The following is a 26,185-nucleotide window of genomic DNA, read 5'->3' on the forward strand; positions in this document are numbered from 1 at the left end:
TTGTATAAAGTTTGGCTGAATCTAACCTGTCACAACAGGCAAAGGCAAGGTTTTGGCCCCTTTAACGGGGCCGATGGCGGCGTTCGGGGCTCCACAAAAACAAAAATGCCGGTCAGCGTGGCTGACCGGCATGATGTCACTGATACGAAGCGAGCCTGTTACAGCTGCGGGCCTGCCGCAACCAGACGTTTGCCTTCGTCGTTATCGGTGAAGCGCTCGAAGTTCTTGATGAAACGGCCTGCCAGATCGACGGCCTTGGCATCCCACTCGGCCTTGTCGGCGTAAGTGTCGCGCGGGTCGAGGATTGCCGGGTTCACATCGTGCAGCGCGGTCGGGATCTCCAGATTGAAGATTGGCAGCACCTTGGTCTCGGCCTTCTCGATGGAGCCATCCAGGATGGCATCGATGATGGCGCGGGTATCCTTGATGGAGATGCGCTTGCCGGTGCCGTTCCAGCCGGTGTTGACCAGATAGGCCTCTGCACCTGCCGCTTCCATCCGTTTCACCAGCTCCTGACCGTACTTGGTCGGGTGCAGGGAGAGGAAGGCTGCGCCGAAGCAGGAGGAGAAGGTCGGAGTCGGCTCTGTTATGCCGCGCTCGGTACCGGCCAGTTTGGCGGTGAAGCCAGACAGGAAGTGGTACTTGGTCTGCTCCTTGGTCAGTTTGGAGACCGGAGGCAGCACGCCGAAGGCGTCGGCAGTCAGGAAGATCACCTTGGTGGCGTGACCAGCCTTGGAGACCGGCTTGACGATGTTGTCGATGTGATAGATGGGGTAGGAGACGCGGGTGTTCTCGGTCTTGGAGCCATCATCAAAGTCGATGGTGCCATCGGCAGCAACGGTCACGTTCTCCAGCAGCGCATCGCGACGGATGGCGTGGTAGATGTCCGGCTCCGCCTCTTCGGAGAGCTTGATGGTCTTGGCGTAGCAGCCCCCTTCGAAGTTGAACACGCCGTGGTCATCCCAGCCGTGCTCGTCATCGCCGATCAGCTGACGCTTGGGATCGGTGGAGAGGGTGGTCTTGCCGGTGCCGGAGAGGCCGAAGAAGATGGCGACGTCGCCGTCCTGACCCACGTTGGCGGAGCAGTGCATGGAGGCAATGCCGCGCAGGGGCAGGAAGTAGTTCATCATGGAGAACATGCCCTTCTTCATCTCGCCACCGTACCAGGTGCCACCGATGAGCTGCATCTTCTCGGTCATGTTGAAGGCAACGAAGTTCTCGGAGTTGAGACCCTGCTCCTTCCAGTTCGGGTTGGTGCACTTGGCACCGTTCATCACCACGAAGTCAGGCTTGAAGGTTTTCAGCTCTTCATCGCTCGGGCGGATGAACATGTTTTTCACGAAGTGTGCCTGCCAGGCCACCTCGGTGATGATGCGCACGGCCAGGCGGGTATCCGGGTTGGCACCGCAGAAGCCATCGACCACAAACAGGCGCTTGCCGGAGAGCTGTTTGGTGACCAGCCCTTTCAGATGTGACCACACTTCCGGGGTAATGGCTTTGTTATCGTTTTTACCCTGGTCAGACCACCACACAGTATCCTGGGTAGTGGCGTCTTTGACGATATATTTATCTTTCGGGGAGCGGCCGGTGAAGATACCGGTGTTTACGTTGACGGCGCCCAGCTCGGTCACCACACCGCGCTCGAACCCTTCCAGGTCAGGGCGTGTCTCTTCCGCGAAAAGCTGCTCGTAAGAGGGGTTGCGAACGATTTCTTGGCTGTTTTTGATGCCGTACTGGTCCAGTCCTAATTGTTGGGCCAGGGTGGGTTCTGCCACGATTGTCATTGTATTCTCCTGGGTTCAGAGGTTGGTAGGGTTCTATCTGACGGTCATCCTATCACTTAGGTGGTAGAGTTTAGCGATCGCCATCAAACTTTATAAAATAGGGTATTTTTTTGTTATTAAAGTTAAAGGCGGGTTTTGCCCGCCTTTAATTAGTGTAACTGGTTTGCATCATTGCCGGGAGCCCTGCTGAACAGGGTTTCGACATCGATCCCATTAAATTGGTACTGGGCGCCGCAATAATCACAGTGCATGTCGATCTTGCCGAGCTCCTGCACCATCTCCATGACCTCTTCCTTTTCTATCTGCAGCAGGGCCCCTTCGCAGCGCTCGCGGGAGCAGGTGCAGCGGAACTCGACCGCCTGCGGATCGAACACCCGCACCTTGTCCTGATGGTAGAGACGGTAGAGGATCTCTTCTGCCTGCAGGCCGAACAGCTCTTCATCCTTGATGGTGCTGGTGAGCTGGGTCAGGTGATCGAAATCGTTGCTGTGATCCTCGCTCTGGGCGGGCAGCTCCTGCAGCATGATGCCGGCAGCGCGCGGCGCACCTTCGTGATAGCCGGTGCGGATCCACAGCTTGGTGGCTAGCTGTTCTGAGCGGGCAAAGTAGTGCTCCAGGCAGCCCGCCAGAGTATCGGCGTCCAGCGCGATGATGCCCTGATAGCGCTCGCCCTGCTCCGGGGTGATGGTGATGATCAGCTGGCCATTACCAATCAGGCTCTGCAGCTTGCCATCGCTCGGCAGTTCGCTTTCATAGCGGGCCACGCCGCGCAGCTGCTGGTTGTTGTCACCGTTGATCACGGCCAGACGCACCGGGCCATCGCCCTGCAGCTGTACGGTAATGGAGCCTTCAAACTTGAGGGTGGCGGTCAGCAGGCTGGTGGCGACCAGCAGCTCGCCCAGCAGTTTTTGCACCTGCACCGGGTAGTTCTGGGCTTCCACTACGTGGCGGTAGGTGTGATCCAACTGGACCAGCTCGCCACGCACTTCGTACTCTTCAAACAGATAGCGATACAGCAGATCTTGGTTGCTCATCATGTATTCCTGGCTTTTCGGTGAGGTAAATCGGGCGGGCTGGGGTTGATGCCAGCCCGGTATCAAATCGGGGTCGGTCAGTACTGTTTGACCTTGAGCAACTGGCGTCGCTCCTGCTTGTCGGGGCGGCGCTCGGGGCTGGGGGCAAACTGGCTGTTGAAGCGGCGCGCCTCGCTGTTCTCGGCCCGTTTTTTCAGGCTCTCGGCGGTCTCTTCATAGAGCTGCTGGGCCAGCGGAGCCGATTTGCGCTGCTCGCTCAAGGCCAGCACCCGCACTTCGCGTTCGTCCTGCCCCTGCCAGAAGCGGATCAGTGCCCCCACTTCCACCTGTTTGCCCGGTTTGCTGCGCTGACCATTGTAGTGCACCTTGCCCCCGTCGATCTGATCCCGCGCAATGGAGCGGGTCTTGTAGAAACGGGCCGCCCACAACCACTTGTCGAGACGAACCTCGAGGGCACTTTCTGCATGATTGGGCATGAACAGGCTCCATAACGGGGAAAAGAGGTGGTCGATTATACCAGAGCACGGGGTCGGGATAGAAACCGGGTCGCCGCAGCGCGGGGCGCAAACCATGTCAAGGTGATGCAACATATGGGCAGTTTGCTGATTCACAAGGGAAAGCCGCTGCTTTATCGGGTATTCATAGGGGCTGGGAGGGGCCTCCATACCGCGCATATAAAGCTGCCGCCCCGGTTGGGGGCGGCAGCGTTCACATCCGTTGACCATGTCAGAGTCAGAAGTGATCGTGCTGATCCGGCTTCTTCTGGTCGTGGGGGCCTTCGCTGTGGGCGATGGCGGTACGGATGAGGTCAACCCCGGCACGGATAATCAGCACCCCCATGTTGACCAGCTTGACGCAGACCCACATGAAGGTGATGAGCAGGATCAGCTTGAGCACGGTCTGGAAGGCTTCCAGGAAGTTCTGCTCCAACTGGGCGGTCAGGCCGTTGGCGCTGGTCATCAGCCAGGTGTAGACCTCGCGCACGAACGGGATGCGGCTTGGCATCTCCAGTACATCCAGTGCGGCAGGGAGCGCCTGGAAGATGACGATGCTGCCGAACAGGATCAAAATGACACCGATGGCGATGCCGAGGAAAAAGCCGAACTGTCTCATGAAGGGCTCCAGCGTTTGCTGCATGAAATTGAAGATAGCCGCCAATAGTAGGGAGTGCCCTGCTTCATCGCAATCTTCCGTACGCCGTCAGCGCGGCGGGAACGGCAGCGATCCGGCCGCTACCGTTGCCCAACTATCTGATTTCTGGGAGGCTTGTCGCCATTGTGCATAGGGAAAGCAAATTGATGTCGAGAACCCTCTTTTTACTCTTGCTGGCGCTGTTTGCCGCTCTGCCAGCCCTGAGTGCCGAACCGGCTGGCCCAACGGCAGCGGCCTGCGCCATCCGCCATCAGGATCAACTGCTGCTGGTGCAGGATCGCATCTCCTCCCGCTACAGCCTGAGCGGTGGCTATATAGATGGCGGCGAGAGCCCGCAGCAGGCGGCACTGCGCGAACTCTATGAAGAGACCGGCTTGCGGGGGGAGGTGGTGCAGGAGCTGGGTCGCTGGCAGCGGGCGGTTATCTTCGCTTGTCGCACGCTGGAACCGATTGTCGCGCAGCAAGATTCCGATTTTGTCTCGCTGCTGAAGGCCCCCAATCTGGGGGGAGAGATCCTTAACGCCCGGCTGATCGCTATCGACCAGCTCCCCCGCGAGCAGCGCCGTTTCCCGGATCAGCTCGACTGGCTGCAATCCCGACTGGATAAGGTGCCTGAGAGCGAGGTGCACTGGCAGGCCGATTTTGTGGCGCAGGGCAATGCGCTGCATCAGGTCGAGATCCCGCTGATGCTGCGTCTGCAACAGTGGTTGGGGCCCGATGTCTGGTGGCTGTCGGTCAGCAATCTGTTTGGTTCAGGCGGCTTTCAGCTTGCCCTGATACCTTTGCTGCTCCCGCTGCTGGGGTGGCCGCGGCTGCGCCAGCTGCTGTTCGCCATGCTCTGGCTCGGCTTGCTGGTGCAGGCGAGCAAGGAGGGGATCGGCTGGCCGCGCCCCTTCCATCTGCAACCGCTGCTGGCGGCCCAGAGCGCGCAAGGCTTTGGCATGCCGAGCGGCCATACCGCCTCGGCCTTGCTGTTCTGGGGCGCGCTGCTTGGCTGGCTCTGGCCTGCCCGGCGCGGGCTGGCCTATTCGCTGGCCTTGCTGCTGGCGCTGACCACAGGTCTGGCGCGGATCTGGCTCGGGGTACACTTTATCTCGGACGTGGCGGCGGGGTTGCTGATCGGCGCCTTGCTGCTGGCCGCCCGCCCCTGCTGGCGTGCCGACAGGCAGTCGGCAGCTTGGCTGCTGCTGATTGCATCTGCGCTGGCGCTCGGGGGGCTGACCCAATCGGCCCATCTGGCCGGGATCGGCATGGCAGCGCTCGGGCTCTGGGTTGGCGGTTTGCGCTCCCTGACTCGCGGCGGTTATCCCCCCATTGTGACCGGCGTGGTCACCCTGGCGGGGGGCGCGGTGATAGGGGCAGGACTCTGGGCGCTACCGCTGCTGACCAGCAGTTCGCTGGCCATCCTGCTTGGTCAGTTTGTGCTCTTTTTCGGGCTGGGGCTCTGGTTGAGCGCTGGCCTCTGGTGGATACTCTCTTTCTTGAAATGCGACACACGACCCAAGGGCAACGGCTCTGAAAAGGGAACTCTATGAATGTGAAAAAAGTGGATTTGGCCAAGATAACCCTGGGGGTGCTGTTTCTCAGCATCCTGATTATCTCCTGTTTCCTGGTGTTGCAGCCCTTCCTGCCTGCGCTGGTGTGGGCCACCATGATCACCATCGCCACTTGGCCGCTGATGTTGATGGTGCAGCGGCTGTTGTGGGGCAAGCGCACCCTGGCGGCCCTCTTTATGACGCTGGTGTTGCTGCTGATGTTTGTCATCCCGCTCTTTATGACGCTGGCCAATGTGGCGGAGAAGGCGCCCATGCTGATAGAGCTGGGTACCCATATCAGCCAGTCACCGCCGCCGGAGCTGCTCTGGCTGCAACAAATTCCGCTGGTGGGCGACAAGCTCTATGACTTCTGGCAGCAAATTCTGGCGAGCGGTGGTCAGGTGCTGTTTGCCAAGCTGGCCCCCTATTTCGGCCAGACCGCCCGCTGGCTGGCGTCTCAGGCCGGTAATCTGGGGCTGCTGTTCGTCCACTTCCTGCTGACCGTCGGTATCTGCGGGGTGCTCTATCACTCCGGTGAAGTGGTGGCGACCGGCATTCGCCGCTTTGCCCACCGGCTGGCGGGTCAGCGTGGCGACAACGCCACTGTGCTCGCTTCACAGGCGATCCGCGCCGTGGCCATGGGGGTGGTGGTGACCGCGCTGGTGCAATCCTCGGTGGCCGGTGTCGGCCTGCTGATTGCCGGTATCCCCTACGCCATGGTGCTGGTGGTGGTGATGTTCCTGTTGATCGTCGCCCAGATCGGCCCCTTCCCGGTGCTGCTGGCCTGTATCGGCTACCTCTACTGGAGCGGCGACACCACTTGGGGCACCTTCCTGCTGGTGTGGTCACTGATTGCGGGCACCATGGACAACTTCCTGCGCCCCTTCCTGATCAAGCGGGGCGCCGACCTGCCGCTGATCCTGATTCTGGTGGGGGTAATCGGTGGCTTGCTGACCATGGGGATCATCGGTCTCTTTATCGGCCCGGTCGTGTTGGCGGTGGGCTACACCCTGCTGGATGCCTGGATCAAGGAAGATGACCAACCGGCGACAGCCGCAGTGGAAGCGCCCAAGGCCCAATAACGATTCATTAAAAAGACGATTCGGTAACAAGACGATTCAGCCATCCATCGCTGATACCAAGAGCCGCCCATAAGGGCGGCTCTGTGCTTTATTACCGTCCCATGTAGGTTCGATTAGCGAAGCGTAATCGGACGATCGAGATGCCGCTGTTCCAGTATTTCCTTGAATCAGCGGCACCTGGCAGAGGGGAAATGAGAGTCGCCGTTATCGCGGGGAATTCGATTTACGCGAACGTCCGATTACGCCTGACGGCTAATCGAACCTACACTCTGTTAAGGTGTGAGTAACGCAATACAGCAGCTCCCGCATACCACCTTAAACACTAAACTCAACGCATGGTAAAAATGCCACGCGTTGCGAATCACTCTTAAACAGTTTGTTATACATTTAGTAGCACTAAAATCAATTTAAACACAATCACAATCGCAGTATAATAGCTATTATTTTTCAAGGCCTTAGTTGGTAAAATGTTAGAAGAGTTCAAAGCTAAACTAATTGAAGACAATATCAGAGATGTATATCAGCGCTATCTCCTAGGGCATGATACATGGTATTTTAGGGAGCATAAACAATCTGCTAACTACGCTCAGGACTATGATGATTTCAAGTTATACATGTCAAAAAAGCTTGAATTACACGTTAATAACATAGCTATCGTAGGGAGCGCTAAGATGGGCTTTAGTTTAAGCCCTACCAAAGACTATCGTGGATTCAATGATGAATCTGATATCGATTTGGTAGTTGTATCTTCACCAATCTTTAAAGCATCGTGGGAAGCCTACCTTGACTTGCACCTTAGGGGATACTTACCCACCTATGCATCGGTCGCTAAGAATATATTCAAGGGCTTCGTGTCTTTAAAAGAAATCGACAATCGTGCAGGTTTCTTTGACACATGGTCAAGAAAAGTAGAACCTTTGAAGAAAGATTTTCAGACGCTCTTTAGTATACCCCATGAGGTAAACTATAGAGTATACGACTCTTGGGAGTCGGTTGAGCGTTACCACCTGTCCGGATTAAAAAAGCTGAAAGAAAAGTTAGAGGAAACAAACGAATGAGAGCCATTGATTTAATTAAAGTAGAGTCAAAAGATATCAAATGGTTGACTGACAACCTTAGTTCTGGGGTTATCACTGTAGATGACTCATATCAGCGAAAATATATTTGGCAGCCTAAAGACCAAATAGCTCTCATTGAAACGGTTTTACTAGGCTACCCAATACCGGAAATTTATTTATGGGCGAATGATACAAACCCCGACACCGGTGAAACGATGTACTCTATTGTTGATGGTCAACAGCGCCTTAAAACTATACAGCGTTTCTTGAATGATGAGTTTAAGTTAACCAGATCAGGAATAGATAATTTAGACGCTGACTATTTAGGGAAGTCTTTCTCTGAGCTTACACCTGAGCGCAAGAGAGAGTTCTGGCGTTATCAGTTTTCGTCTCGTTTTATCAACGAAAGCCTAAGTAAAGATGAAATTGCAAAGCTGTTTTTACGATTAAATAGAACGAGCACAACATTAAACCCACAAGAGTTGAGAAACGCTGAGTTCAACGGTTTGTTTCTTAAGTTGGCAGCCGAGATTGCCCAACATGATTTCTGGTCTGACTACTGCGTGTTTACCAAACCAGACATTCGTAGAATGCAAGACATCCAATTCATTAGTACTTTGCTGATATTCATTCGTATGGGCATAGAACAAGACAACAGTCAACGTTCAATTAACAAAGCTTATGACCAGTACAATGAAAACTACCCTGAAGCAGACGATGATAGAGCGTTGGTTAATGACATATTAGGAGTAATGAACACCCTTATTTCTGGTCGTGAAACGTTAACATCAGTTATCAAGAAGAAAGGCCACTTGTTCTACATATTTGTAATTTCATATCATGTCCTCAATCTTCAAACTATTAGGGCTGTTGACACCACTTTGGTTGCCAACAAGCTAGAAGAGTTCTTTACTATTTATGAGAACAACAACCCCGACAACACTCTTGATTTAGTTGAGGAGTACCGTGATTTGAGTCAAGAGGGTTCGAAGAAGGGCCACAATAGGCAACGTCGATTCGAGATTCTGAAAGAATTTTGTTTCTAAGCTCCTCTCAAAAGGGCGTGTTGTTCACACGCCCTTATGTATAACAGTGATTAGATGGAAGGCGGTATTAATCCGTTAATAGAGCCTTCCATATAACTCCGGTTCGCCATGAGCGATTTAGCTAAAAAATCATTTTAAATCATAGTGTTACAGGCCTTCCTATAGTGCTGAGCTCACTCGAGCAACATCCTCTTTTGGCTCTACTTTTTGCCACCGAGCAAAAATACACTTCTGGGGCGGCAATGAAAAGCACCATCCGGCCTCTTCTTCATAAACAAGTCTGTAGTGTGATCGGGGGCTATATATCAAAAAATCGAAGGAGTGCCGCGCTTTCTCCCACTGGCTCGGCCAGCAATTTGCCGACGGTGAACCCGACCGGGATGGGGACGGACTTGCCACCCTCTGAGGCTGGTCACTGAATCGGGGGCGCTGGCGTGGTTAAATGGTCGGCTCACATCTTGCCGGATATTGCTGTGACCATGCCATCTGACCTTCAGCCGCTGCTTGCTTGGCCCGACTATCTGCAGGCATCCTGGCTGCGCTGCGCCCACCAGACCAGTGCCACCCTCTGGCATCCGCCCCACAGCGCCAAGGGGCAGACCTTGCAGAGCCTGCGCCAGCGCAAGCGGGATCTGCTCACCACCGGCGAGATGGCCCTCGAGGATCTCTACGAATTTATGGAGGGGCGCCCCTGCGCCCTGCTGCTCACCGACGAGAGTGGCTGCCTGCTGGCCCAGACCGGCCACCCCGACACCCTGCGCGAGCTGGCGGCGCTGGGGTTTGGCCCCGGCGCTTTTTTCAGCGAGGGGCGCATCGGCACCAATGCCATCAATCTGGCGGCGCTGGAGGGGGTACCGCTCTGCGTCAGCGGCCCCCAGCACTTCAACCAGACCCTCCACCTGTGGCACAGCTGCGCCAGCCCGGTCTACAACAGCAATGGCCGTCAGGTCGCCATCATCGCCTTGATCTGCAAGGTGGAGGAGGCGAGCGCGGGCGATCTGGCGCTCACCGTCAGTGCCGGGCGCGAGCTGGCTCATCTGCTGCAGATGGAGACCCTGATGCAGGAGTCCCAGCACCACTTGAGCGAGCTTTACGCCCTGCTCGATGGTATGGATGACGGCGTGCTGGCCTGGGACCCGCAGGGTCGGCTGCGCTACCTCAACGCGCTGGCGGCACACCGGCTGCGGCTCGATCCGGCGCTCTGTCTTGGCCAGCCGCTGGAGCAGCACCTGTTGCTGCCCCAGCGGTTGCAGCTGGCCATCAAGGGGCAGACGCCACTGAGTCATGTGGAGGTGACGCTGGAGCGACTCGGCGCTCAGGAGGGGGAGTTTATCAATGCGCTGGTGAGCCTCAAGCCGCTGCCGGGGCCGGAGGGGGTCAGCTTTATCGCCCTGCTGCACCCGGTCGATCGGCTGCGGGCCATTCATCAGCTGCGCCAAACGGTGCCCGAGCTGTCGGCGCTGGTGGGGGAATCGAGCGCCATGCGCAAGCTGCTGCGCTACGCCCGGCAGGCGGCCCAGAGTCAGGGGCCGATCCTGCTGCGCGGCGAGGAGGAGGTGGGCAAGGCCCAGCTGGCGGAGGCGATCCACTTTGGCAGCGAGCGGGCCGCCGGGCCGCTCATTACCCTCAACTGCAAGGCGCTGCCGAGCGAGCGGATGGCGCTGGAGCTGATGGGTTCCGACGAGGCGGGGCAGGAGCGGGCGGGCAAGTTCGAGCTGGCCCACGGTGGCACGCTCGTGCTGGAGCAGGTGGAGTGCCTCTCTGCCCCGATGCAGGCGGCGCTGCTGCAACTGCTCAAGACCGGCCGCATCCAGCGCTTCGATTCGGCCCGCATCCTGCCGCTCAAGGTGCGGATCATTGCCACCAGCAGCGCCGCGCTGGAGCAGCTGGTACAGGAGGGGCTGTTTGGCCGCCAGCTGCTCTATGCCTTGCAGGCGTGCGAGCTGTGGCTGCCGGGGCTGCGGGAGCGCGCGGCCGATCTGCCGGGCCTTATCAGCCAGCAGCTAGGGGCGCAGGGGCGCGAACCGGTGCGCCAGTTCAGTCCGGCGGCCCTCGATTGTCTGCTCGCCTATCCCTGGCCCGGCAATCTGGGGGAGCTGCGCAGCGCCGTCGAGCATGCGCTGCTTCATGCCGGTCAGGGGCCGCTCCCGCCCGAGGCGCTGCCCGCCGCCATTCGCCACGGCTATCAGCGGGTGGCAGACGAGGTGGTGGGGCAACCGCTGCTCACGCTGGCGGAGTTGGAGCGGCAAGCCATTTTGCGCTGCGCTTATGCCTGCAAGGGGCAGGTGAGCCAGATGGCCCAGCATCTGGGTATCAGCCGCACCACCCTCTGGCGGCGGCTCAAACTGCTCGAGATCGATCCCGCTGACTATCACGGCTGACGCCGGCCCGACCGTTCGCCAACAGGCCCGCTGAAAACGAAAAGGCCCCGCAGATGCGGGGCCGTTTTTATATGGCAGGTCAGTGGTGGCGTGGTTACAGCCCCAGCTGGTGGGCGGTGACGATGGCCGCCAGCACATCCTCGGCAGTGACCTTGAACGGCATGTTGTGGATGGTCTCGCCCTCGGCGGTAGAGGCTTTGGCCACCTCCATCAGGCGCGCCATATCCAGCTCCTTGACCCCCATCATATGCAGGTTGGTCGGCAGGCCCACCGAGCGGCAGAAGCCCAGCACGGTTTCGATCTCCGCCATCGGCGCGTTCTCCAGCACCAGCTGTACCAGGGTACCAAACGCCACTTTTTCACCGTGGTAGAGGTGGTGACACTCGGCGAGCTGGGTCAGGCCGTTGTGGATGGCGTGGGCGGCGGCCAGACCGCTGCTCTCGAAGCCGATACCGCTCAGATAGGTGTTGGCCTCGATGATGTTCTCCACCGCTTTGGTGCAGAGCCCCTGTTCCACCGCCAGCTTGGCCTTGTAGCCGTCGGCCAGCAGGGTCTTGTAGCAGAGCTCGGCGATGGCCTGCGCCGCCAGCGTGGAGGCGCCACCGGCCATGGTCTGGCAACCGGAGACCTTGTTGGCGCGCGCCTCGAAATAGGTGGAGAGCGCATCCCCCATGCCGGAGACCAAGAGCCGCACCGGTGCGCGGGAGACCACGCCGGTATCCATGATGACCATATTGGGGTTGGTCGGGATCATCAGGTATTCGCTGAACTGCCCTTCTGGGGTGTAGATGACCGCCAGCGCGCTGGTGGGGGCATCGGTTGAGGCGATGGTGGGCACTATGACCACCGGCACCTTCTGGTAGAAGGCGACCGACTTGGCGGTATCCAGCGTTTTGCCGCCGCCGATGCCGATGATGACGTCAAACGGCGTCTGGTTGCAGCGGGCCAGCAGGCGGTCGATCTCGGGGCGGGAGCACTCGCCGTTGAAGCAGTCGAACTCCGGCTTGATGCCGGCGCCGTGGAAGCTGGTAGCCACGGTATCGCCAACCAGCTTGGTGACGAAGGCGTCGGCCAGGATCAGCGGCTTGCTGCCGAGCGCCTTGACGTAGTTGCCGATATTGGCGAGGGCCCCGTTGCCTTGTACGTATTTGCTGGGGCTGATGATAATGCGGTCCATATTCTATCCCTCTCTCTTTATGAATTAAGAATCGGGGCGAAGGGGCGGCTGTGCCGGGGACTCCTTCGTCTTTACTTGCACAACAGTGGTGCAGCACAGGCTCAGCGAGCGAGTGCAGCCCTTGAAACAGTGGCGTCAGTCGCCGAAGCGATCAAAGGCCAGCTGCTGGAAGCAGGCCAGGGCGGCGGTGGCATCCTCGCCGCGCGCCAGCAGGGTGAGCTGGTCGCCCTGACGCACGTTGAGCATGGCGAGCCGGGTCAGGCTACGGGGATTGGCCTCTTTGTCCCCCTTTTGCAGCTTGAGTTCGGCGGCAAAGGGCTTGAGGGCAGCCACCAGTCGGGCTGCGGGGCGCACATGCAGGCCGTGGGGGTTATCCACCACCACCTCGCAGCGCAGCCAGCCGTCATCGGCAACGGGGGCCGTCTCGGTGGCGGTCTGCGCCGCGCTGGCTGGCAGCATCGCCTGTTTTGGGCCAAGGGCACCGAGCGCCTCGGCGGCTACCTCGTCCAGCGTCAGGCCGGAACCGGCCGCCACCACTGCGGCCAGAGTGCCTTCGACCAGCGGGGCGGGGCAGAGCCGCACCCTCGCGCTCAGCTCAGGGGGCAGCAGTTCGAGGGCGGTCTCGGCGCTCAGCAGAGCGCTGCCCAAGTCCATCAGCACCAGCACGCCGCTGCCGTCATCCGCCTCTTCAATCGCACTCATCACCGCGATGGCATCGGTGCCGATGGGGTGGTCGGGGTCATCGACCCCGGCCGCCAGCAGCAATCGGGCCGGGCTGCCGAGCTGGTCGGCCAGCGCTTTCAAGCCGGCCGCCAGCATGGCGCTGTGAGAGACAACTACGATTCCGATCATGTCACAACCTCGCTCTGTCACGCAGGGCAGTCAGCAGCAGTAGGGTCGAGGTGGCCCCGGCATCCTGATGGCCGATGCTACGCTCGCCAAGATAGCTGGCGCGCCCCTTGCGGGCCTGCATCTGGATGGTGGCCTCGGTACCGGCTGCGGCGGCCGCTACTGCCTTGTCCAGCGCTTCGTTGAGCGACAACTCTTGCTGCTGCGCCTGTTGCAGGGCGGCCAGTGCCGGCCACCAGGCGTCGCACATGGTCTTGTCGCCGGGCTCGGCACGGCCGCGAGAGACGATCCCCTCGACCCCGTCACTCAGCATTTTGCACAGCTGGCTGAGGCTCAGGCTCTGGCAGGCGTCGCTGCTGGCCGCGGCCCGGATAAAGAAGGTGCCGTAGAGCGGGCCGCTGGCGCCACCGACCGAGGAGAGCAAGGTCATGCCGGTGGTTTTCAGCACCTGACCGATATCCTTGTCCGCCACCGCAGGCAGTTTCTCGGCCACTTTGGCAAAGCCGCGCTGCATGTTGAGGCCGTGGTCGCCGTCGCCGATGTCGGTATCCAGCGCGGTGAGGTAGTCACGCTGCTCGGTAAAGATGTGTTCGCAGTCGAGCAGCCAGTTGACGATGTGATGCTTGCTTAACATGGGGTCTCCTTAGCAGCCGCGACGCAGGGCGGGGGTGTGAACGGGGGCATCCCACAGGGTCATCAGCTCATCATCCACCTTGAGCAGGGTGATGGAGATGCCGGTCATGTCGAGGGAGGTGCAGTAGGGGCCAATCAGGTTGCGCACCAGATGGATGCCCGCCTCCTCGCACAGGGTCGCGAGGCGACCATAGACACCGTAGAGCTCTGAAATCGGGGTGCCGCCGAGGCTGTTGACCAGCGCGATGACCCGATCACCCTTGTTGAGAGGTTCGATAAAGGTGTGCTCTTCCTGCCAACTGCCGCTGGTGCGATCCCAGTGGCGCAGGGTGCGACCATAGGGGGTGTTGTCAGCAAGCTCGCTGAACATGTCGTCCACCAGGGTATTGAGGTCGGTGAAGGGGCGGCGCTCGATGCCCGGCTCGCCGTGGATACCGACGCCGAACTCCATCTCGTTGTCCGCCAGGGTGAAGGAGGGCTTGCCAGCGGCAGGCACGGTGCAGGCATGCATGGCCACGCCTATGGTGCGGCTCTGGTTGTTGATGCGGCGGGCCAGCGCCTCGCAACGCGCCAGATCGTAGCCCGCCTCGGCGGCGGCACCGACCAGCTTCTCGCACAGCACTGTCGTGGCAACCCCACGGCGGCCGGCGGTGTAGAGGCTGTCTTTGACCGCCACGTCGTCATCGATCAGGGCGAAGCCCACTTTTACACCATCGCCGTGCAGCAGCTCGACCGCGGTCTCGAAGTTGAGTACGTCGCCGGTGTAGTTCTTCACCAGAAACAGCACGCCCGCGCCGCCATCAACGGCCTGACCGCACTCGTACATCTGATCCGGGGTCGGAGAGGTAAAGATCTCGCCGGGGCAGGCGCCATCCAGCATCCCTTTGCCCACCAGCCCGCCATGCATCGGCTCGTGGCCGCTGCCACCGCCGGAGACCAGCGCCACCTTGCCCATCACGGGGGAGTCGGCGCGAGTGATGTAGTGGGGTTCGATACGTACCTTGAGCTCGGGGTGGGCGGCCGCCATCCCCATCAGTTGTTCACGGACCACGGCATCGACGGCATTGATCAGTTTCTTCATAGCTCACTCCTTGGCTTGCCACCGCACGGGTGGACAAATGGTTGATGGAGCCAGTCTAACGACAGAAAGAGGGATAAAAATGACGGCCTGTTTGGTTCGGATTTGAAACAGCAGAAGGGGATTCGGTGTTTCAATCTGAAACGGCGCAGGGCAAGCGGGCGGGAAACTGTTAGCTGACTCACAGCCATGAAAAAGGGCCCCGCAGGGCCCTTGGCTATAACCGGAATATGTGGACGGGTTAGATTGCCCAGCCACCGGCGTAGAAGATCACCAGCGCCAGGGCGATGATGACGGTGCCGACGTTCAGCTTCTTCCACTCGGCAGCGAAGATGCGGCCAACGACCAGCGCCACGAAGCCCAGCATGATGCCGGTCACGATGTTGCAGGTCAGCACGATAAAGACGGCGCACAGCATGCCGGAGAGGGCATCGACCGAGTCGCTGAAGTCCAGCTTGGTGACGTTGCCCAGCATCAGCAGACCGACATACATCAGCGCCGGTGCGGTGGCGTAAGCCGGTACCAGATAGCTCAGCGGGGAGAGGAAGATCATCAGCAGGAACAGCACGCCGACCAGCGCGGCGGTCAGACCGGTCTTGCCACCGGCCGCGGTGCCTGCGGCGGATTCGATGTAGACGGCAGCCGGAGCACCACCAACGGCACCTGCCACCATGCTGCTGACGGAGTCGGCAGTCAGGGCCTTGCCGCCGCTGATGATGTGGCCACGCTCGTTGATAAGGCCAGCCTGACCGGCCACGGCACGGATGGTGCCGGTGGCGTCAAAAACGGCGGTCATCACCAGCGCCAGTACGGTCGGAATGACTACCGGATTGAGGGCGCCCAGCAGATCCATGCTGCCAACCAGTGAGCCTTTCTCACCGGTCAGGCTCGGCATGGCGAAGAAGCCCTGCCAGGTTACTTTCGGGTCGAAGATAAGGCCGAGGATGGAGATGGCGATAATCACCATCAGGATGCCGCCCGGCACCTTGCGACGCTCCAGACCGAAGATGGCGGCCAGACCCAGCACCGTCATGATCACCGGGAAGGCGGTGACCTCACCGAGCTGCACCGGCAGACCGGCCCCTTCGTTCTTGATCACCATGCCAACGCCGTTGGTGGCGATCAGCAGCAGGAACAGACCGATACCGATGCCGGTGCCGTGAGCGATGCCGGAGGGGAGGTTATCCAGGATCCACTGGCGCACGCCAGTGACGCTGATCAGGGTAAACAGCACACCCATCAGGAAGATGGCGCCCAGCGCGACCGGAATGCTCAGTCCCTGACCCAGCACCAGACTGAAGGCGGTAAAGGCGGTGAGGGAAATCGCGCAACCGATAGCCATCGGCAGCTTGGCCCACAGACCCATCAGCAGGGAGCCGAAGGCGGCGATCAAACATGTGGCCACAAACACCGGGCCCTGCTCAAAGCCGGCAGCACCCAGCATGTTCGGCACCACTATGATGCTGTAGACCATCGCCAGGAAGGTGGTCAGCCCCGCGACCAGCTCCTGGCGCACGCTGCTGCCGCGCGCAGAAATGGAAAAATAAGAGTCCAGAAAGCCGCCAGTCCCTGTTTGGGCGGCCATATCTTGCTTTGCCATAACTAATCCTGAAAGTGTGAAGGAAATCGTTTGCGTTGGTGGCGCGCAAAATAGCAAGAATTCGCGGCAAATACAGCGGATAACCTGACTTTTTCGTCACTATTTTACATTTTGAGTCCATTCGGAGCTCATTCTAAGACTCAAGCGGTGAGAGCGTGTAAGGGAGGGATCAAGCGGTCGGGGGAGGGGAGATCAGTGAGGAAAAAAGCGGGGAACAACAAAAAACCCGCCGAAGCGGGTTTTTTTAAATTCTTGCAGAGCTGTCAGCAGTTGGCATAAGCCATCAGCAGCATGCTCCGGCTTGAATTACAGACCAACTACGTTGGCAGCAGCCGGGCCTTTTTGGCCTTGCTCGATGGTGAACTCAACGCGCTGACCTTCGTCCAGGGTTTTGAAGCTGGTGGACTGGATAGCGGAGAAGTGTACGAACACGTCTTTGCTGCCGTCAGCCGGGGAGATGAAACCAAAACCTTTCTCAGCGTTGAAGAACTTAACGGTACCAGTCATTTTGTTAGACATAATAATTTCCTTAAATAGTGTTGAATGCCACCTAAGTGGCAATTTTTGATTTTTCGTCAGCAATACGTATGGGGAGCACTAAAGAAGGAGAATTATTTGATAAGAATTATCCGAGGATAACGCTTATGCTAATCACTGCTTTACTAAAATGACTGCCTAACATAATCAGGTCTGAACTGCCGAACCATCGAGAAAGATTAAAACACGCTCTCATTTTTAAAGCAAACTTTATCTCGATATTAATGTTTTGTAACAGCCAAAAATATCATTTTTTATAGTAAACATGATGCATTTCAACGGCATAGAAAAATCAGTGCAGACTCATATCACCCTGTTGCAAGCCGGATTCAGCTTTTTTGTCCTGACTATGTAGCCAGTTCTGGCAAAAAATATGAGAAAAAATGAAAAGCTGGCGATAGATGGGATTGTCAGTTGGCGTTCTCTCTAACTCACAATGTAAATCACTTCTTTGCTGCTGCGATTAGCTTCTGAGCGGCAAATCAATGGCGGCGCCAAATCTGGCTCATCGAGCATCGCCCAGACATGCAAACGCCCGCAGGCACAAGTGCCAGCGGGCGTTTTGCAAGAGGGGATCAGCGCTTGCTGCGAAACTTGTTGCTGACCGAATCAATCCAGCTGAAGGTTTCCGGCAGTACCTGGTTCTTGGCGCGCTCTTTGGCTTTCTCGCGAGCCAGCTTGGAGGCTGCCTTGGCCGCTTCGGCGCGGTCGGCCACAATTTTCAGGCGACCCTCTTCGCGGATCTTGTTCCGCTCTCCGTTGGTCAGCTGGTGGTCTGCATTGGCTTGTGCTTTTTGCAATAACAAGGCTATCTCGGCTTTTTCGGCCTCGGTGAGATCTTTCATTTCCAGCTTTTTCACGGCGCGCTCCTGCGGCAGGGTGGTTAGACACCCTAACACAGTTGTGCCGATCACTTCTTATGCAATCGGCTTTCCGGCAGTAAAAATGCGGGTTTGTGCCAACTTTCCGTTATTTCGCTGCCACTTTCCCGCCTGTTTGCCACATTTCAATTTATGGCGAGCGGCGAGGGCAGCTCTTGCTCCTCCGGCTCGACGTGGATAAGCACGATGGCGTGGGGCAGCTGCGCCATGATGGCGTGTTCGATGCGATCACAGATATCGTGGGCTTCGCCGATGCTCATCTCCGGGGGCAGGGTGAGGTGGAAGTCGATATGGCGGCGGCGTCCGGCACGACGGCTGCGCAGATCGTGGAAACCGCTGGCGGCAGGGCAGCATTCGGTGATGATGCGGCTGGTCATCGCCAGCTCTTCCGGGCTCATGCTCTGGTCGATCAGCGGCTGGAAGGCCTCGTTGAGCATGCTGATGGCCTCTCTGACAATAAAGATGGCGACCGCAATGGCGACCAGCGGGTCGAGGATGGCGAGTGAATGGCCGAACAGACCGGCCAGCCAGATCCCGCCAAGACCGACGGCGACACCGGCTGAAGTGAGCACATCCGCCTTGAGATGGAGCGCATCGGCCGCCAATGCAACTGACTCTTCTTCCCGGGCCACCTTGTAGAGGTAGGCTGAGACGCCGCTGTTGACCAGCGCCGAGATCACCATCACCAGCACGCCCCAGCCAATGCTTTCAATCGGGCTGGGGGTGATTAGCTTGTCGACAGCTTCGAAGATGATCCAGCCTGCGGCCAGCAAGATAAGCAGTGCTTCGATGACACCGGAGACATTTTCAATCTTGTCGTGACCATAGGGGTGGCTCTCATCGGGCGGGAGATCGGACTTTTTCACCGCGAACAGGGCGATCAGGGCCGCCACCAGATCCATGGCGGAGTGGATCGCCTCCGAGATGATACTGACCGAGCCGCTGGCGAACCCGGCTACCATTTTCATGATGATCAGACTGATATTGGAGCAGACCGACACCATGGCGGCTCTGGTTTTTCTGTTCATGTACAGCTTCCTGAATAAAAACGGATATTTCGGTGCGGCGCGCATTATATCCGGCTGACCGGAAATAACCTATTCGGTGTTGTAACCTGATGTTTCTGATGATATTGCGAATGCTTATTAAAATGGTGACCTCTTGCGCAGCAATAAATAATGAGAGGGATTTATATTTATCCGTGAAAATATCTAGGTAACGATGACTTAATATAAGCGTGACAACATTTAATAATGCGAATTACTCTTTTTTGGTCTTTCCTGTCGAGGTCGTTTGGCCTCCCCGCTCAAGGGGCTGCGCGCGGCATTTTTTGGACGAGAATGAGGCTGGATCCGGATGCCGCTGGAGGGTATGCTGGGTCTGGTGATGGTCTTGCACCATCCCACCAAGCGTACTGAAGTTGATGATTCGGATGGCATGCTGGCTCCCATGAGGAACCAACTGTCTGGGTAACATTTTTGGAGTTTGATGATGAGTAACAAAGAACATCACAACGGCAAAGATGCCAAGAAAAAACCGCAGATGTCACTGAAAGAGAAACGCGAAGCCAAACGTCAGAAAGCAGAACTGAAAAACGGCAGCGCAATGAAGTAACGCTCCCCTACTGCTGTTCCTTCGGAGCCAGTACAAAGCCAGCCCTTACCGGCTGGCTTTTATGTTTGTGGCTCACGGTGTGGCGCCGTAAGCCGCGAAAATCTGGTGATAACGACCATCCTGACGCATCGCCTCAAGGCGCTTATCAAACAGATTGCGGGCATCGGCCGCTCGGAAGGCAAAATGATAGACAGTGGGCGGGAAGAGGTCTGCTTGCCTGACCTGATTGCGCTCGTAGTGCTCGCCTGCCTGGGCGGTGGCAATCAGCTGATCGAGGTAGTAGTAGAACACCCGCTCCTCCAGTACGACTGCATCCACCCGGCCGCGCATCAGCTGATGTACCTGCACCTGCTGCTTGGCTACCTCCTCATAGTGGGGATTCTGGTTGGCCATGGTGGCGAACGCGCCCCCCAGAATGATCCTTGCCCGTTGAAAGGCGGTGACCCGTTTTGAATGCAGGTCGTCCAGAGTACTGATGTGGGCGCTGCGCAGGGTGAAGATCCGGTTATGGAAGGTGATAACGGGCTGGGTCAGAACGTGAGGATCAACCATACCGGGTCTGACGTTGATGATGGCATCCAGCTTTCCTGACTCGAACAGGCGGAAGGTACGCTCCAGCGGCAGAAATTCAAAGCTGGGCTCATAGCCGCTGCCAGCGAACGCCTCTTTCAGCAGATCCAGCTCAATGCCACGCTGATTACTTTCGATGACATAAGGGGGGATGGCAAAGCTGACCCCGACCTTGAGTGGCGTTGCCTGCAACTGGCCGGAGAGCATGCTGGTCAGCATTAGCAATAAAGGGGTGAGCAGTTTCATTGCACTTTTCACAAAGCGCTCCTGTGGAGGATATCTATCACTGTAAGGGAGGCAACCAAAAAGCGTTATATCCCTTTCGGGCTGAGAGGTTCAGCCTGAGTGCATAAAAAAAGACCCTGAGTTATCAGGGCCTTTTCAATATTCTGTTCTTAGAAGGGGATATCGTCGTCGAAATCCATCGGCGGCTCGTTATATACCGGCGGCGCAGATTGCGGCTGCTGTGCAGGACGGCCATAACCGCCTTGCGGCTGCATATTCTGCTGCGGAGCTGGCGCCGGGCGCTGCTGATTCATCGGCTGCTGGGCAGGCATGCTCTGCTGCGGCTGACCCCAGTTACCCTGGGATTGGCCACCCATGTTCTGGCCCATACCCTGACCGCCTTGCGGACGACCACCCAGCATCTGCATCACGCCAGTAAAGCTGTCGACCAGCACTTCAGTGGTGTAGCGCTCCTGGCCGCTCTGATCCTGCCATTTGCGGGTTTGCAGTTTGCCTTCCACATAGACTTGGGAGCCCTTCTTCAGGTACTCGCCAGCCACTTCGGCCAACTTGCCCATGAAGACGACGCGATGCCACTCGGTGCGCTCTTTCTGCTCACCGGTCTGCTTGTCGCGCCAGGTTTCGGAGGTAGCCAGAGTAATGTTGGTCACAGCACCGCCACTCGGCATGTAGCGTACTTCCGGGTCTTGCCCGAGGTTACCGATCAGAATGACTTTATTGATGCCTCGACTGGCCATAATCTCTCTTCCACCTTATTTACCGGCCAGGTCGAAACCTGGTCCAACACGACTAGATACCTGATTAGTTGCTGTGTGCGGGGCGCAATGTCCCGCAGACGCATGTGACGGTCATAGTAACAGTTGCGAAGCGGATTGGCAGCATCCTTAACCTGCTTGATGTGCCAAAGGCAACTGTTGGCTCCTGCTGCAGTGATGGTCGGGTTGCAGCTGTTTCCGGCGCGTCCGGCATCACATTTCTGCCATATATTCCTGTTATGCTGGCTGATTGGCGAATTGTAATCGGTTTTTAAATCGACTAAAAACATATGGTTACGATACTTATGAGATCCATTCTCATACTTTTTTAATATTGTGCTCCCATACCTCCTTGGTAGACTCAGTCGGCCAGATTAGGTGGTTTACAGGTTCAAGGAAGAGCACACAATGAAAGCCGCATGCCCGATCGCACTGGTCACTGAAAATAATGTGCAGGCCAGCACATTTGCTGCATACCTCATCTCTCATTTGAGCCGTCCCGTCCAGCTAATCCACGAGATTAATCAGCTAGATAACCAGTGTGACGGCACGCTGTTTCTCATCGATCTCGACTATATCCGCTCTGGCCAGTCACTGGGCTGGAACCGGGCGATCTCCGAACGCTTTGGCATGGCGACCACTGTGCTGCTCAATGCTCCCACTGCGACGGATCGCGACCTGCTGCTGATGTGGCCGCAGATCTGTGGTCTGTTTTTCCGTCAGGATCCGCTCGACAGACTGGTTGCCGGGTTGCAGAAAATCCTGTTGGGCGAGTACTGGATGCCGCGCCACCTGCTGTGCGAGCTGGTCGAATACTATCGCCAGGGCAATAGCTATCTGCTGCGTAACGACACTCTGCTGACCGCCAGAGAGCAGGAGATCATCCGTTATCTGATGACGGGCGCCTCCAATGTCGAGATCGCCGACAGCCTGTTTGTCAGCGAGCACACCGTCAAATCCCACCTCTATAACGTCTTTAAAAAGCTGAATGTGAAGAACCGGATCCAGGCGGTGAGCTGGGCCAAAGAATATCTCGATACTCCGGACTCCCACTGATGAAAGCGCTCTCTGTGGCGTGTTGCCTCGCGCTGCTCTGGGGCTGCACGACCGTTGTAGCGGCCGAGGCCGAGGCACCGCTGGAGTCGGTACAGCCGGAGCAGGAGAGTGATCGGCTGGATGTGGATGGTCTGGTGCTGGATCGCACTTTTACCCGCTTCGGTCAGGGCTTTTATAACGAATTTACCCGGTTGCGCAGTGATGAAGACCCGGATGCCAGAGAAAATCTGACGATTCATGAGCGCCCGACAGCCCGCTGGGGCAGCCTGATCTGGATCACCCATAACCGGAAGGTGATTTTTAAAACCGCGCTCTCTCCCGGCCGCAATCAGCAGGAGCAGAGCGCCAAACTGGCTTGGTCACAGGTCAGGCAGACACTCGAACAGCAGAAGATCGCGACCCTGTTCATGGATACCTTCGATTTGGAACATGATGAACTATAAGGATATTTCTCATGCGTGCCCGGTTATGGCTAGTTGCTGCACTGATAGCGCCAACGCTCCATGCGTCGGAGCTTGTCTATCGCCCCGTCAACCCCAGCTTTGGGGGGAACCCTCTCAACAGCAGTCATCTGCTTGGCACCGCCAATGCGCAGAATGATTACAAGGATCCCGCCAGTGGCAGCGGTAGCAGCGGCACCTCGGCGCTGGATCGCCTGACCTCCAACCTGCAATCCCGCCTGATCAGCCAGCTGTTGGCCGATATCGGCAAGGATGGCAGCCAGAGCGGCAGTCTGGTGACCGATGATTTTGCCATCAATGTGGTGGATGAAGATGGCACTCTGGTGGTTTCGATCACCGACCGGGTGACCAACCAGACCACCATGATCGAAGTGAATGGCCTGATTGCCGACTGAGGGCGCGATGAAACGACAACTGTTATTGATAGTGCCCCTGCTTGCGCTGGCTGGCTGTGCGACCCATATCGGCTCGCCCGTTGCCGATGAGAAGGCAACCCTGATGCCGCGATCCGTCTCTTACAAGGAGCTGATCAGTCTGCCCAAGCCAAAAGGGAAAATTGTCGCGGCCGTCTACGATTTTCGCGATCAGACCGGTCAGTACCTGCCAGCACCAGCCTCCAACTTCTCCACGGCGGTCACCCAGGGCGGGGTCGCCATGCTGAGCACGGCCTTGTGGGATTCCCAATGGTTTGTGCCGCTGGAGCGGGAAGGGCTGCAGAACCTGCTGACCGAGCGCAAGATTGTGCGGGCGGCCCAGAACAAGCCCAATGTTCCCGGCAACAATGCCAATCAACTGCCCTCGCTGGTCGCCGCCAACATCCTGATCGAGGGGGGGATCGTCGCCTATGACAGTAATGTGCGAACCGGCGGGGCGGGGGCCAAGTATTTTGGCATCGGCGCCAGCGGGGAGTATCGGGTCGATCAGGTGACGGTCAATCTGCGTGCCGTCGATATCCGTTCAGGCCGGATCCTGAACAGTGTCACCACCTCCAAGACCGTATTGTCGCAACAGGTGCAGGCCGGGGTATTCCGCTTCGTCGAGTACAAGCGCCTGCTGGAGGCCGAGGCCGGTTTCAGCACCAATGAGCCGGTACAGATGTGTGTCATGTCGGCTATCGAGTCCGGGGTGATCCGGCTAATAGCCAATGGCGTGCGGGACAATCTGTGGCAACTGGCTGACCAGCGGGATATCGACAATCCGATCCTGCAGGAGTACCTGCAAGACAATGCCCCGCTGCTTTGAGTTTTCCCGCTCGCGCAATGCCCTCCCTGGTGGAGGGCATTTTTTTTGGCCTCCATCGAATACGAATTAAGACTTTCTGCTCAGCGACAGGGCGGCGCTTTTCATCCTCGAATCAGCGGAGTGCCTGATAGGCCGCCTTTGGTCTGACAGGGATACTGTGGGCGTTTTCCAACAAGGCGATGGCGCGATGAAACACCTGTTGAGTGCTCTCTTTTTTCTGCTGATATCGGGCGCCCCGCAACTCGCCGCAGAGCCTGCCGTCTTCGACGAGCTGGCGATGGCAAGCGAGCTGGATTCCGGTCTGCAGAACGATGGGAATCAGGCGCTGTTGTGGCAACTCGGTAGCGAGCAGCAACTGCACCTCACCCAGCAAGGGGAGCTGAATCAGGCGCGTCTGCTGCAACAGGGTTGGGCCAATGAGTTGGCGCTCTCCCAGGTGGGAGATGAGAACTGGGTCAATGGTGCGCAACTGGGCGAGGGCAATAGCGCCGAGCTCTATCAGGCGGGCATCAATAACCGGATTTGGCTGCTGCAACAAGGCAGCGGCAATGAAGCCTGGATCAGTCAGCAAGGGGCAGACAATCAGGCCCGGGCGATCCAGCTGGGTGATGGCAATCAGGCCAGCATCGAGCAAAACGGGTATGGATTGGCGGCAACCGTTATTCAGACGGGAGCCAATCAGCAAGTAAATGTCGTTCAAACCAACTGAGCCTAGGCTCAACCATTAGCACGAGAGGGAAATCATGTTTAAACGTACCATCATTGCCTCGGCAGTTCTTCTGGCGACCAGCACCGCTTGGGCGGCATCTACTGGCAATCAGGCTGAGGTGACTCAGGCTCAATTCTCCACCGGCAACCTGGCGTACATCCAGCAGGTCGAGGAGAGCACGGCTAACAAGGCGGCGATCTATCAACAGGGTAACGACAACCTCGCCTCGACCGAACAGCGCAATACCGGTGCTTCCACTGCTGATATCAAGCAAGCCGGCGGCCAGAACAAAGGGGAGGTATTGCAGCAGGGGGTGACCAATAAATCGACCGCGACCATTGATACCAGCGGGCAGCTGAACAAGGCCTCGATTACCCAGCAGTACTACAACGGTGAGGCCACGGCTCGGGTGAGCCAGCTCGGTGACAGTAACAATGCTCTCATTAAACAGGATGATGGTAACGGCGCCATTTCAGTGATTGAGCAGCAAGCGGATGGTAACAGCGCGCAGATCAATAACTACTGGTCTGATTATGCCAGCGCAACCATTACCCAGTCAGGAGAAGGTGGGCATATTGCGGATGTCGATCAACGCGAATCCGATGGTGCCGTTGCCAGCGTGGCTCAAGAGGGTGGCAATAACACGGCCTTAGTCGCACAACGTACCAGCAACTTCGGTTACGGCGCAAACGAGGGCACCTCTGCGGTCGTCAAGCAAAGTGGCAATGACAACACTGCAGAGGTCACTCAGCTGGGGCTGGCCAACGTGGCAACGGTGGAGCAAAGCGGGACCGCTGGCAGCGTGACAGCCCAGCAGTCTGGTGCGACCGCCGGACAAGGGAACAACCTGCTGGCCAAGCAGGCTGGTTCCGGTGAAACCGCCCTTCTGACCCAGACCGGAAGTCGTAACCAGATCGACTCTGAGCAGAGAGGTTCTGAGGATCTGTTGACCATCACCCAGAATGGTAACGAGAACATCGCCAATGCCAGACAGAGCGGTACTGGTGAAACGGCGGTCGTGACTCAGCTGGGTAATGGCAACCAGGCCGATACCAACCAGCAGGGGTCTGGCAACACTGCACAGGTCACTCAGAATGGCAGCAATAACCAGGCAGTGGTTGATCAGCTGGCCAGCAGCGTGGGTGGGTCTGTCACTATCGATCAGTTGGGTAGCGACAACTATGCCAATGCAGTGCAAGAGGAAGGTAGTCGCAACAAGGTCGATATTGACCAGAACGGCACTGGCAACCAGGTTGCCGCCGCGCGTGGCGTTGAGGGCAAAGGAGCCTGGACCTGGGGCTCGGACAACGAGCTGGTCGTGGCTCAGAAAGGCACTGACAACTGGGCTTATGCCGATGCGTCTCACTCTGACTCTGTGGTGACAGTGACTCAGGATGGGAAACTAAACAGCGCCAAGGTCGAATCCTATCTGGGGAGCGACAACACGCTCACCGTGAGCCAGTTCGGTGAAAAACATGTGGCCAACGTTTACGTCAATGGCGGCATGGGCGGTGGCAATAATGAAGTCGACGTAGCACAAACCGACAGCCTCAATACTGCCAATGTGACCGTATTGGGCAGCGATAACCATGCCTATGTCTATCAGGGTTCTGGTAGCAACTGATGGTTATCTCCGGATTCAGGGGCCTGCGGGCCCCTCTTTTATTGGTACTGCTCTGTGGGTTGATGCTGGTTTATTGCGTTC

Annotated in this window: 26 protein-coding genes; 12 read left to right on the plus strand and 14 right to left on the minus strand. The window is 57.8% G+C overall.

Annotation, left to right across the window (positions count from 1 at the left end; all coding sequences use genetic code 11):
• Nucleotides 1-158: 158 nt before the first annotated feature.
• The 4 genes from pckA to I6L47_RS16190 form a co-directional block, all read right to left on the minus strand.
• Entirely contained in the window at nucleotides 159-1,784 is a 1,626-nt protein-coding gene (gene pckA / locus I6L47_RS16175; RefSeq protein WP_005340139.1) for a phosphoenolpyruvate carboxykinase (ATP), read from the minus strand.
• A 149-nt stretch (nucleotides 1,785-1,933) separates the two neighbouring features.
• Entirely contained in the window at nucleotides 1,934-2,818 is an 885-nt protein-coding gene (hslO, locus tag I6L47_RS16180; protein WP_216949373.1) for an Hsp33 family molecular chaperone HslO, read from the minus strand.
• A 77-nt stretch (nucleotides 2,819-2,895) separates the two neighbouring features.
• Entirely contained in the window at nucleotides 2,896-3,294 is a 399-nt protein-coding gene (gene hslR, locus I6L47_RS16185) for a ribosome-associated heat shock protein Hsp15 (RefSeq protein WP_005340141.1), read from the minus strand.
• 256 nt (nucleotides 3,295-3,550) lie between these two features.
• Nucleotides 3,551-3,931, minus strand: coding sequence for a hypothetical protein (locus tag I6L47_RS16190; protein ID WP_005340143.1), 381 nt, complete (start codon nucleotides 3,929-3,931; stop codon nucleotides 3,551-3,553).
• 185 nt (nucleotides 3,932-4,116) lie between these two features.
• On the opposite strand from I6L47_RS16190, the gene I6L47_RS16195 reads away from it, so the two are divergent.
• From I6L47_RS16195 to dhaR, 5 genes are all read left to right on the plus strand, one after another.
• A complete protein-coding gene (locus tag I6L47_RS16195) occupies nucleotides 4,117-5,505 on the plus strand; it encodes a phosphatase PAP2 family protein (RefSeq protein WP_216947879.1) in 1,389 nt (462 codons plus the stop codon).
• Nucleotides 5,502-6,587 (plus strand): AI-2E family transporter YdiK, encoded by a 1,086-nt coding sequence (gene ydiK / locus I6L47_RS16200; protein ID WP_005356525.1) that lies wholly within the window; start codon nucleotides 5,502-5,504, stop codon nucleotides 6,585-6,587. Before I6L47_RS16195 ends, ydiK begins: the two co-directional genes overlap by 4 nt.
• 467 nt (nucleotides 6,588-7,054) lie before the next feature.
• Nucleotides 7,055-7,645: a hypothetical protein gene (locus I6L47_RS16210; protein WP_216947881.1), complete on the plus strand. Its 591-nt coding sequence runs from the start codon at nucleotides 7,055-7,057 to the stop codon at nucleotides 7,643-7,645.
• Nucleotides 7,642-8,691: a DUF262 domain-containing protein gene (locus I6L47_RS16215; protein WP_216947882.1), complete on the plus strand. Its 1,050-nt coding sequence runs from the start codon at nucleotides 7,642-7,644 to the stop codon at nucleotides 8,689-8,691. The genes I6L47_RS16210 and I6L47_RS16215 overlap by 4 nt, the downstream gene beginning before the upstream one ends.
• Before the next feature lie 479 nt (nucleotides 8,692-9,170).
• Nucleotides 9,171-11,072 (plus strand): dihydroxyacetone kinase operon transcriptional regulator DhaR, encoded by a 1,902-nt coding sequence (dhaR, locus tag I6L47_RS16220; RefSeq protein WP_216947883.1) that lies wholly within the window; start codon nucleotides 9,171-9,173, stop codon nucleotides 11,070-11,072.
• A 94-nt stretch (nucleotides 11,073-11,166) separates the two neighbouring features.
• Here dhaR and I6L47_RS16225 read toward each other — a convergent pair whose 3' ends face one another.
• The 8 genes from I6L47_RS16225 to I6L47_RS16260 all read right to left on the minus strand — a co-directional run bounded on the left by I6L47_RS16225 (nucleotide 11,167) and on the right by I6L47_RS16260 (nucleotide 18,855).
• Entirely contained in the window at nucleotides 11,167-12,249 is a 1,083-nt protein-coding gene (locus I6L47_RS16225) for a glycerol dehydrogenase (RefSeq protein WP_076362809.1), read from the minus strand.
• 135 nt (nucleotides 12,250-12,384) lie between these two features.
• Nucleotides 12,385-13,101 carry a dihydroxyacetone kinase phosphoryl donor subunit DhaM gene (gene dhaM / locus I6L47_RS16230; RefSeq protein ID WP_201913426.1) on the minus strand — a complete coding sequence of 239 codons (717 nt, stop codon included), beginning with the start codon at nucleotides 13,099-13,101 and terminating at the stop codon, nucleotides 12,385-12,387.
• A 1-nt stretch (nucleotide 13,102) separates the two neighbouring features.
• The gene (gene dhaL / locus I6L47_RS16235) at nucleotides 13,103-13,732 is read right to left on the minus strand and encodes a dihydroxyacetone kinase subunit DhaL (RefSeq protein ID WP_144715297.1); all 630 of its coding nucleotides are present in this window, start codon (nucleotides 13,730-13,732) and stop codon (nucleotides 13,103-13,105) included.
• A 9-nt stretch (nucleotides 13,733-13,741) separates the two neighbouring features.
• Nucleotides 13,742-14,812 (minus strand): dihydroxyacetone kinase subunit DhaK, encoded by a 1,071-nt coding sequence (gene dhaK / locus I6L47_RS16240; protein ID WP_064341830.1) that lies wholly within the window; start codon nucleotides 14,810-14,812, stop codon nucleotides 13,742-13,744.
• Nucleotides 14,813-15,050: 238 nt separating this feature from the next.
• The gene (locus I6L47_RS16245) at nucleotides 15,051-16,409 is read right to left on the minus strand and encodes an NCS2 family permease (RefSeq protein WP_005340164.1); all 1,359 of its coding nucleotides are present in this window, start codon (nucleotides 16,407-16,409) and stop codon (nucleotides 15,051-15,053) included.
• 306 nt (nucleotides 16,410-16,715) lie between these two features.
• Nucleotides 16,716-16,928 carry an RNA chaperone/antiterminator CspA gene (gene cspA, locus I6L47_RS16250; RefSeq protein WP_005316548.1) on the minus strand — a complete coding sequence of 71 codons (213 nt, stop codon included), beginning with the start codon at nucleotides 16,926-16,928 and terminating at the stop codon, nucleotides 16,716-16,718.
• 593 nt (nucleotides 16,929-17,521) lie between these two features.
• The gene (gene yjbD, locus I6L47_RS16255; RefSeq protein ID WP_005340165.1) at nucleotides 17,522-17,806 is read right to left on the minus strand and encodes a DUF3811 domain-containing protein; all 285 of its coding nucleotides are present in this window, start codon (nucleotides 17,804-17,806) and stop codon (nucleotides 17,522-17,524) included.
• Nucleotides 17,807-17,952: 146 nt separating this feature from the next.
• A complete protein-coding gene (locus I6L47_RS16260) occupies nucleotides 17,953-18,855 on the minus strand; it encodes a cation diffusion facilitator family transporter (protein WP_108613315.1) in 903 nt (300 codons plus the stop codon).
• Nucleotides 18,856-19,315: 460 nt separating this feature from the next.
• Between I6L47_RS16260 and I6L47_RS22620 the strand changes: the two genes are divergently transcribed.
• On the plus strand, nucleotides 19,316-19,441 hold the full coding sequence (locus tag I6L47_RS22620) for a hypothetical protein (protein ID WP_019445191.1): 126 nt from the start codon (nucleotides 19,316-19,318) through the stop codon (nucleotides 19,439-19,441).
• Nucleotides 19,442-19,513: 72 nt separating this feature from the next.
• Here the strand turns inward: I6L47_RS22620 and I6L47_RS16265 are convergent, their stop codons facing one another.
• Nucleotides 19,514-20,257, minus strand: a complete 744-nt coding sequence (locus I6L47_RS16265) for an ABC transporter substrate-binding protein (RefSeq protein ID WP_254204870.1) — start codon at nucleotides 20,255-20,257, stop codon at nucleotides 19,514-19,516.
• Nucleotides 20,258-20,406: 149 nt separating this feature from the next.
• Nucleotides 20,407-20,994, minus strand: a complete 588-nt coding sequence (locus tag I6L47_RS16270; RefSeq protein WP_005340181.1) for a single-stranded DNA-binding protein — start codon at nucleotides 20,992-20,994, stop codon at nucleotides 20,407-20,409.
• Between the two features lie 426 nt (nucleotides 20,995-21,420).
• Between I6L47_RS16270 and I6L47_RS16275 the strand changes: the two genes are divergently transcribed.
• The 6 genes from I6L47_RS16275 to I6L47_RS16300 all read left to right on the plus strand — a co-directional run bounded on the left by I6L47_RS16275 (nucleotide 21,421) and on the right by I6L47_RS16300 (nucleotide 26,104).
• The gene (locus I6L47_RS16275) at nucleotides 21,421-22,068 is read left to right on the plus strand and encodes a LuxR C-terminal-related transcriptional regulator (protein WP_019445193.1); all 648 of its coding nucleotides are present in this window, start codon (nucleotides 21,421-21,423) and stop codon (nucleotides 22,066-22,068) included.
• Nucleotides 22,068-22,511, plus strand: a complete 444-nt coding sequence (locus I6L47_RS16280; protein ID WP_216947885.1) for a curli production assembly/transport protein CsgE — start codon at nucleotides 22,068-22,070, stop codon at nucleotides 22,509-22,511. Before I6L47_RS16275 ends, I6L47_RS16280 begins: the two co-directional genes overlap by 1 nt.
• An 11-nt stretch (nucleotides 22,512-22,522) precedes the next feature.
• Nucleotides 22,523-22,924 carry a curli assembly protein CsgF gene (locus tag I6L47_RS16285; RefSeq protein WP_019445195.1) on the plus strand — a complete coding sequence of 134 codons (402 nt, stop codon included), beginning with the start codon at nucleotides 22,523-22,525 and terminating at the stop codon, nucleotides 22,922-22,924.
• A gap of 7 nt (nucleotides 22,925-22,931) precedes the next feature.
• The gene (locus I6L47_RS16290) at nucleotides 22,932-23,771 is read left to right on the plus strand and encodes a CsgG/HfaB family protein (protein ID WP_005355003.1); all 840 of its coding nucleotides are present in this window, start codon (nucleotides 22,932-22,934) and stop codon (nucleotides 23,769-23,771) included.
• 187 nt (nucleotides 23,772-23,958) lie between these two features.
• Nucleotides 23,959-24,480: a curlin gene (locus I6L47_RS16295; RefSeq protein WP_111901629.1), complete on the plus strand. Its 522-nt coding sequence runs from the start codon at nucleotides 23,959-23,961 to the stop codon at nucleotides 24,478-24,480.
• 34 nt (nucleotides 24,481-24,514) lie between these two features.
• Nucleotides 24,515-26,104 (plus strand): curlin, encoded by a 1,590-nt coding sequence (locus I6L47_RS16300; protein ID WP_216947886.1) that lies wholly within the window; start codon nucleotides 24,515-24,517, stop codon nucleotides 26,102-26,104.
• Nucleotides 26,105-26,185: the final 81 nt, after the last annotated feature.

Origin of the sequence: Aeromonas sp. FDAARGOS 1417 (genome assembly GCF_019046985.1) — a bacterium.
Taxonomy (GTDB): Bacteria; Pseudomonadota; Gammaproteobacteria; order Enterobacterales; family Aeromonadaceae; genus Aeromonas; species Aeromonas veronii.

What these genes read in the sequence shown, in the direction of transcription:
- ydiK (WP_005356525.1), top strand. Translation starts at nt 5,502, where the DNA reads ATGAATGTGAAAAAAGTGGATTTGGCCAAGATAACCCTGGGGGTGCTG.
- I6L47_RS16265 (WP_254204870.1), bottom strand. Translation starts at nt 20,257, where the DNA reads ATGAAACTGCTCACCCCTTTATTGCTAATGCTGACCAGCATGCTCTCC.
- I6L47_RS16290 (WP_005355003.1), top strand. Translation starts at nt 22,932, where the DNA reads ATGAAACGACAACTGTTATTGATAGTGCCCCTGCTTGCGCTGGCTGGC.
- I6L47_RS22620 (WP_019445191.1), top strand. Translation starts at nt 19,316, where the DNA reads ATGATGAGTAACAAAGAACATCACAACGGCAAAGATGCCAAGAAAAAA.
- I6L47_RS16210 (WP_216947881.1), top strand. Translation starts at nt 7,055, where the DNA reads ATGTTAGAAGAGTTCAAAGCTAAACTAATTGAAGACAATATCAGAGAT.
- I6L47_RS16285 (WP_019445195.1), top strand. Translation starts at nt 22,523, where the DNA reads ATGCGTGCCCGGTTATGGCTAGTTGCTGCACTGATAGCGCCAACGCTC.
- I6L47_RS16260 (WP_108613315.1), bottom strand. Translation starts at nt 18,855, where the DNA reads ATGAACAGAAAAACCAGAGCCGCCATGGTGTCGGTCTGCTCCAATATC.
- hslO (WP_216949373.1), bottom strand. Translation starts at nt 2,818, where the DNA reads ATGAGCAACCAAGATCTGCTGTATCGCTATCTGTTTGAAGAGTACGAA.
- pckA (WP_005340139.1), bottom strand. Translation starts at nt 1,784, where the DNA reads ATGACAATCGTGGCAGAACCCACCCTGGCCCAACAATTAGGACTGGAC.
- I6L47_RS16275 (WP_019445193.1), top strand. Translation starts at nt 21,421, where the DNA reads ATGAAAGCCGCATGCCCGATCGCACTGGTCACTGAAAATAATGTGCAG.
- I6L47_RS16245 (WP_005340164.1), bottom strand. Translation starts at nt 16,409, where the DNA reads ATGGCAAAGCAAGATATGGCCGCCCAAACAGGGACTGGCGGCTTTCTG.
- I6L47_RS16300 (WP_216947886.1), top strand. Translation starts at nt 24,515, where the DNA reads ATGTTTAAACGTACCATCATTGCCTCGGCAGTTCTTCTGGCGACCAGC.
- I6L47_RS16295 (WP_111901629.1), top strand. Translation starts at nt 23,959, where the DNA reads ATGAAACACCTGTTGAGTGCTCTCTTTTTTCTGCTGATATCGGGCGCC.
- dhaR (WP_216947883.1), top strand. Translation starts at nt 9,171, where the DNA reads ATGCCATCTGACCTTCAGCCGCTGCTTGCTTGGCCCGACTATCTGCAG.
- I6L47_RS16195 (WP_216947879.1), top strand. Translation starts at nt 4,117, where the DNA reads ATGTCGAGAACCCTCTTTTTACTCTTGCTGGCGCTGTTTGCCGCTCTG.
- I6L47_RS16280 (WP_216947885.1), top strand. Translation starts at nt 22,068, where the DNA reads ATGAAAGCGCTCTCTGTGGCGTGTTGCCTCGCGCTGCTCTGGGGCTGC.
- I6L47_RS16215 (WP_216947882.1), top strand. Translation starts at nt 7,642, where the DNA reads ATGAGAGCCATTGATTTAATTAAAGTAGAGTCAAAAGATATCAAATGG.
- cspA (WP_005316548.1), bottom strand. Translation starts at nt 16,928, where the DNA reads ATGTCTAACAAAATGACTGGTACCGTTAAGTTCTTCAACGCTGAGAAA.
- I6L47_RS16225 (WP_076362809.1), bottom strand. Translation starts at nt 12,249, where the DNA reads ATGGACCGCATTATCATCAGCCCCAGCAAATACGTACAAGGCAACGGG.
- dhaK (WP_064341830.1), bottom strand. Translation starts at nt 14,812, where the DNA reads ATGAAGAAACTGATCAATGCCGTCGATGCCGTGGTCCGTGAACAACTG.
- I6L47_RS16190 (WP_005340143.1), bottom strand. Translation starts at nt 3,931, where the DNA reads ATGAGACAGTTCGGCTTTTTCCTCGGCATCGCCATCGGTGTCATTTTG.
- I6L47_RS16270 (WP_005340181.1), bottom strand. Translation starts at nt 20,994, where the DNA reads ATGGCCAGTCGAGGCATCAATAAAGTCATTCTGATCGGTAACCTCGGG.
- hslR (WP_005340141.1), bottom strand. Translation starts at nt 3,294, where the DNA reads ATGCCCAATCATGCAGAAAGTGCCCTCGAGGTTCGTCTCGACAAGTGG.
- dhaM (WP_201913426.1), bottom strand. Translation starts at nt 13,101, where the DNA reads ATGATCGGAATCGTAGTTGTCTCTCACAGCGCCATGCTGGCGGCCGGC.
- dhaL (WP_144715297.1), bottom strand. Translation starts at nt 13,732, where the DNA reads ATGTTAAGCAAGCATCACATCGTCAACTGGCTGCTCGACTGCGAACAC.